Genomic DNA, 6,139 nt, shown 5'->3' with positions numbered 1-6,139 from the left:
TCGCTGAAACCAACCGACCGGCAGCGTCATAGGCGTAGGAAACAACCTTCTGCTCCGTCACCCAGACAAACGGACCGTCATCCACTGCCCGTTCAACTTGGTAATCCACCGCGACAATGCGGCCCGACGCATAGCGCAAAAACAACGAGCGCCCCACACCGTTATCCAGCCGCTCAATCTGCCCGAGGTAGTTACGGAAAATACGCAGCCGGTTGTCATACGCGTCGCTGATCGCTGTCAGCACACCGTCGCAGAAATGGTAGAAACGTGACCCTTGAGACAGGACTAATTCATCAGGCAAAGACCCCAAGTAGATCGCCGCTTCAGCCAAGCTATTGGTGATTGCTGGCCGAGAAACAGATGGCAAGGGCAGGGTGGTCGATCGATTCTCATGGTCTGTCCAAACGACCGAATCACCTGAAACCGCGAGCCGATGCGCCAGCGAGTGACTCCAGCCAAACCCCAGCCCGCAATCCACTTCCACCGCACTGGTGCGGTACAACCGTGTCCACTCAAACGGCAGAATTCCATCGAGCGCACCATCGGTCAGCGTCAGCAATTCCTCCCCGGTGACCATCGACACCGGGCAGCCATTGGTCGCGGTCTTAGCCGAAGAAGCCGTCGCATCGCCAGCTGGGTTTTTTGCAACCTCAGGCGCGTCGTCGATAGGCTCCAGCCGCACCAACACCGTCCGCTGTTCCAGCTTGTCCCTAACCATCGTCACCGGATTGGAAACCACCTGATCCCCAGCCTTCAACGGCAAATCCGGAATCACCTTGATCGGCGTCCCGGCGCCCCCCAGTAACAGCGGCTTGGCCGCTTCGACATGCGCTTCCAACCGAGGCCCGACAAGCTGATCCGCCAGCATCTCCAGCCACTTACGCACCTGCCCGGACTTGATATGCCCCAGCACCTGCGCACCCATGCGTACCTGCACCCCCATCCCCCGCGTCGCCCAGATCAAAAACAGATTGATCAGCACCTCGCCGGTAATCTCGCCCAGCAGTTCGTACATCTGCGGCGGCGGGAGCATGCGTATCCAGGCCACCATCGCTGACAAATAAATGAACAACAGCGGCTCATCGCTAAGCACCAGCAGGCCGTGGGCAATGGCGTCTTTGCCCAGTTTCAGCAGTTCATCCAGCTCGGCTTGGGTGATGTACTGCAGCAACTTCTCGCTGTTGGTCTTCAGGTCCGCCAACAGGTCGTATAGCTGTGTGAAATTGTCCCAGAGGTTGTAGAGCGCCTTGCCAATCCCTGTTGAAAACGCCACGGCCTGCATCGCGCTGCGCTCTAACGGCGCGGCATTGGCAAAGCTGCTCCATTGCCGCTTGAATGTCGTTTTCCATTCATCACGCAGACGACGTTCCAGCCCCGCGATCACCGACTGATAAGACGCATACAGCGTCTTGACGTGATCCTTGGAAACGTTGGGATAAAAAGTGATTTGGTAGTGCTGGTCGCGGGTGCAATCTTTGATTTCAAGAATGCCGCTTGGGCCAATGGTTCGATGAATCGGCGCGCCTATCGGGCTGCCATCGGGAGCAATCGCTTGTAGCATCACCGGCGTATTGCCGATGGGCACAAAGCGTGTGCTCTCGAACATATGCACCAAGGTCAACGCGCCCTGGGCTTTGCAGACGGCAACCGTGCGATTGGGTTTTTTGGAGGACGCCGGAGCGACGAGAGAAACCTCTTCCCCCACCTTGAATACCTGCTCGACTTCCAGCGACGAGCCACTCCAGACGCTCTCGGCCCATTCGTCAAAAGTATTCAGGCAATCCCGAAAGTCACGAAAGACGCTTTCGACGTCTGGCGCTTTGGCATTCATCGGCGACAGGACAAACTTGCCAATGACCGGAATCAAGAGGCCGTCCAGCGGGTCAGGGTGTTAACGGAGAAGTACATCGGCGGTCCCTCGCGCTGATTGATCAGGCGAGAGACTTTGGAGAGGTTGGTAGGGAAAAGAAGTCGGCGTTATTCGCCGGGATAGCTAGGAAGTTTCACCAAAACCTCGGGCAAACCGAGGCTTCGTTGTAGGCAAGGGATTACAGGCTGATCAGTCCTACAGCTTCAACAGCCCAATCGCTTTGCTCAGCTCCCCGGCCAATGCCGCCAGTTCATTGCTGGTAGTCGCCGAGTCCACAGTCTGCTGCACGGTGTTCTCGGTCACGTCACGAATGCTCACGACCGCGCGGTTCATCTCTTCGGCGACGTGGCTTTGTTGTTCCGCGGCGACGGCGATCTGGGTGTTGCTTTCGCGCATCTGCGCCACAGCACCGGTGATTTCGGCGAGGGCGGCGCCGGCTTCCTGGGCTTGTTGGACGCAGTCGTCGGCCTTGAACGAGCTTTCCTGCATGAAGTCCACTGCGTCGCGGGTGCCGGCTTGCAGGGCTGAGACCATGCGGGTGATTTCGTCGGTGGAGGTTTGTACGCGTTTGGCGAGGTTGCGCACTTCGTCGGCAACCACGGCGAACCCCCGACCCATTTCGCCGGCGCGGGCCGCTTCGATGGCGGCGTTGAGGGCGAGCAGGTTGGTCTGCTCGGCGATGCTGTGGATCACGCTGACCACGCCGTTGATTTTCTGGCTGTCCTCGGCGAGTCTCTGGATCATTTCGGCGGTTTGCTGCACGCCGGTCGACAGGCCGGCAATCGAGCGTTGTACGCGGGTGACCACTTCCCGGCCGCTGCCGGCAAGGGTGTCGGCGGTCTGCGACAGATCCCGGGTGGCGCCGGCGTGCTGGGCAATATGGTAGACGGTGGCGGTCATCTCGTTGATGGCGGTGGCGGCCTGGTCGGTTTCGCTCTGCTGGCCGAGCATGCCGTGCTGCACCTCGTTCATGCTGCTGGCCAGGCGCGCGGCGCCATCATCGAGTTGCTTGGCGGTACGCGCGACGGTGTTGACCACACGTTGATAGCCCGCTTGCATGGCGTTGAAGGCGCTGGCCATCTGGCCGACTTCGTCCTTGCACGCCAAAGGCACACGGGCCGACAGGTCGCCGGTTTTCTCAACGTGCAGCATCACGTCCTTGAGGGTGTTGAGTTGGCTGAGCAGGAAGCGGATCAGCAATTGCGAGGCACCGAGCATCGCGAGCATCAGGATCAATACCGCCACCGCATAGTTGGCGAAGCGTTCGCCGAACACCTGGCTCAGGCTTGGCGCGTAAGCGAGTACGGCCACGTATTGACCGTCAGTGCGGGCGATGACTTCAGCCCCCATCAGTACGTTCTCGCCGAATAACGGCATGTGATTGAGTTCGACCCAGCCAACGCTGCTACCCAGGGCTGACAGGTCCTGGTCGGCCATTTGTGGGACTTGGCCGCGCTTGAACGTCAGCCATTGCTCGCCCTTGGGCAGCGCTTCGCCAGCCGGCCAGGCGCTGAGCAACCGTGCTTGGGCCTGCGCCGAGGCATGGGACGCGCTGCTGCGGGCCTGTTGTTCAAGCTGCAGGGCGTACAGCACCAGCAACAGGGTGGTAATGAAGGCGACCGCGTTGACGGCCCAGAATTTGTACTTCAGCGAGATATTGCTAAGCCAGGCACCCATGGAAGGTTTTCTCTGATAGCGGAAACAGCATTGGCAAGGTGCCATTATTGTGCCGCTATCGAGGAAACCGGTTTTGACATGGGTCAACGCGCCGCATCAATCCACTTCAGGCAGCCCGAAAAAGGTGCGGGCGCAGGCAGTGCTGTGCCGGGCCAGATCTTCCACGCTTTCGTTGCGATGCAGGGCGACTTCGCGCAGCACTTCCGGCAGATACGCAGGTTCATTTCGGCCATTTTTCGGCTTGGGGCGCAGCGTACGTGGCAGCAGGTAGGGCGCATCGCTTTCCAGCATCAGACGGCCACGGGGAATTTCCCTGACCAGTGGGTGCAGGTGTGTCCCACGGCGTTCGTCACAAATCCAGCCGGTGATGCCAATGTGCAGGTCGAGGTCGAGATAACTGAACAGCGCCGTTTGTTCGCCGGTGAAGCAATGCACCACGGCGGCGGTGAGTTGGTCGCGGTAGTCCTTGAGGATTTCCAGCAGGCGCACGTTGGCGTCACGCTCGTGGAGAAACACTGGCAGTTTCAGCTCGACGGCCAGTGCCAGGTGTTCTTCCAGTACTTTTTCCTGCTGCGGGCGCGGTGAAAAATCCCGGTTGAAGTCCAGCCCGCATTCACCCACTGCTCGCACGCGGCTTTCGCTGAGCAAACCGCGCAAGCGTTGGGCGCTGTCGCCGTTCCAGTCACTGGCAGAGTGGGGGTGAATACCGGCGGTGCTGAACAGGCGCTGGCCGCTTTCATCGAGTTTTACGCACAGCTCCAGGGCGTGTTCGCTGCCCTCGACGCTGGTGCCGGTGAGCACCAATTGTTGCACGCCGGCGGCATAGGCACGCTCAAGCACGGCCTGGTGTTTCTCGTCGAAACTGGGGTTGGTCAGGTTGACGCCGATATCAATGAGTTGCATGGTGCTACCTCCGCCTGCGGCCGGAAAGCATATCAGAGCTGTAGATTTATAAGAAAAACTAAGAACTACAACGAGTTATAGCTGTCTTTGAACGTCGCAAGTGACACTGGGCTTGGTCGAACGCCTTGCCCTGTACCACCGTTGCGCGCAAAGCCTGCGCTTAAAGCGCTCTGTTTCTGACCCCACCGCCTCGTTTTTCGCGAGGACGTTGGCCAGTATTCTTTTCCGGAGAGCGGATGATCCGACCCTCGGCGTTGCTTATGTTGTGCCTGACGCTGCTGCTGCCCATGGCCGCGATTGCGCGTCTGGACGGGCCGCTTGAAGTGACCAAGCCCGGCAAAGTGCGCGACCTGGCGCAGATCCGCTCTAGCCGCACCCTGCGTGTATTGGTCAACCAGAGCCGTAACAGTTCCGGCGAGGTTCAGGGTCAGGCCATCGGTGTGGAATACCATCGTTTGCGCGCCTTCGAGCAATACCTCAATGGCCATGCCCGTAACGGCCAGGAAATCAACCTCAAGATCATTCCCAAGGCCAAGGACCAGTTGCTCGGCGCGCTGGCCCGTGGTGAAGGTGACCTGGTGGCGCCCGGTGAGCTGCTGGATGTAAAGGCTGCGCACAAGATCAGCACCAGTGATCCGATTGCCAGCGATGTCCCGCTATGGCTGGTGGGTGTGAAAGGCGAGCGGCGGTTTACCAAGGTTGAGCAGCTGTCCGGACGCACCCTGGCGCTGACCACCGGGAGTGCGGCGGCGGACGCCATCAGCCAGGTCAATCAGAAACTGGCCCTGCACAAGCGACCACCCATCAAGGTGGAATGGGTTGACCCGACCCTGGCGGTGGAGGATGTGCTGGAGATGGTCCAGGCTGGCATTTTCCACCTCACCATTGTCGAAAAGCCGATTGCCGAGCGCTGGTCGAAGATCCTGCCCAAGTTGCGTTTCGATAAACAGGTGGTCATCAGCGAGCCGGGCGACGAGTATTGGTTTGTGCGCCAGGATGCCTCGATGCTGCGGGCCAGCATTGATCGCTTCCTCAAGACCTATCGAACCCCCGCAGACCAGGATGTGGCGTTTCAACGCATCTACCGTCGCCTCTACCAAGTACGTAACCCGCTGGCCCGCGCCGACCGCCTGCGCCTGGAAAAATTGCGCCCGGTGTTGCAAAAACATGCCCGCGAGCAGGGCATGGATTGGTTGAACCTTGCCGCGCTGGCCTTCAAGGAATCCGCACTTGACCCTGGCGCACGCAACAGCGGCGGGCCCACCGGCCTGATGCAGATCACGCCCTCGGCAGCGCAGCGCGTGGGGATCAACAATATCGAAAGTCTAGACAGTAATGTGCAGGCGGGTGCGCGCTACCTGGCGATGATCCGCCGCAAGTTCTTCGCCAGCCCCAAGCTCAACGAGCGCGAGCGGATGGCCTTTGTGCTGGCGGCGTACAACATGGGGCCAGAGCGGGTGCAGGGCATGCGCACAGAGGCCAAGCGCCGGGGGCTCAACCCCAACCAGTGGTTCTTCCAGGTTGAACGCATTGCCATGGAGCAAGTCGGCATGGGCGGCGTCAGCTATGTTAATAGCGTCAACAAGTACTATTTGGCGTTCGATCGGGAGCGGGAGTCCCTGGAACCGCCAGCGCCGAAAATCGTTTCACGGAAGTAATCGATTTCATCGATATTAATCAGGCATTTTT

The 6,139-nt window shown here is 59.7% G+C and carries 4 protein-coding genes; 1 reads left to right on the top strand and 3 read right to left on the bottom strand.

Annotated features, from left to right (window positions below):
• The 3 genes from AACY30_RS26605 to AACY30_RS26595 all read right to left on the bottom strand — a co-directional run.
• Positions 1-1,867, bottom strand: a 1,867-nt coding sequence (locus AACY30_RS26605) for a DUF6531 domain-containing protein (RefSeq protein WP_339541396.1), incomplete at its 3' end; no start/stop codon positions are given.
• Between the two features lie 198 nt (positions 1,868-2,065).
• Positions 2,066-3,547, bottom strand: coding sequence for a methyl-accepting chemotaxis protein (locus AACY30_RS26600; protein WP_339427773.1), 1,482 nt, complete (start codon positions 3,545-3,547; stop codon positions 2,066-2,068).
• A 96-nt stretch (positions 3,548-3,643) separates the two neighbouring features.
• On the bottom strand, positions 3,644-4,450 hold the full coding sequence (locus AACY30_RS26595; protein WP_339427774.1) for a TatD family hydrolase: 807 nt from the start codon (positions 4,448-4,450) through the stop codon (positions 3,644-3,646).
• A 236-nt stretch (positions 4,451-4,686) separates the two neighbouring features.
• Here AACY30_RS26595 and AACY30_RS26590 point away from each other — a divergent pair, with 236 nt between their 5' ends.
• On the top strand, positions 4,687-6,108 hold the full coding sequence (locus tag AACY30_RS26590) for a transglycosylase SLT domain-containing protein (protein ID WP_339541395.1): 1,422 nt from the start codon (positions 4,687-4,689) through the stop codon (positions 6,106-6,108).
• The last annotated feature ends 31 nt before the right edge of the window (positions 6,109-6,139 follow it).

It is taken from the genome of Pseudomonas sp. RA_5y_Pfl1_P24, assembly GCF_963970945.1.
In the GTDB taxonomy this organism is placed as follows: domain Bacteria; phylum Pseudomonadota; class Gammaproteobacteria; order Pseudomonadales; family Pseudomonadaceae; genus Aquipseudomonas; species Aquipseudomonas tritici.
This window is presented reverse-complemented; position numbering and strand designations above follow the sequence as displayed.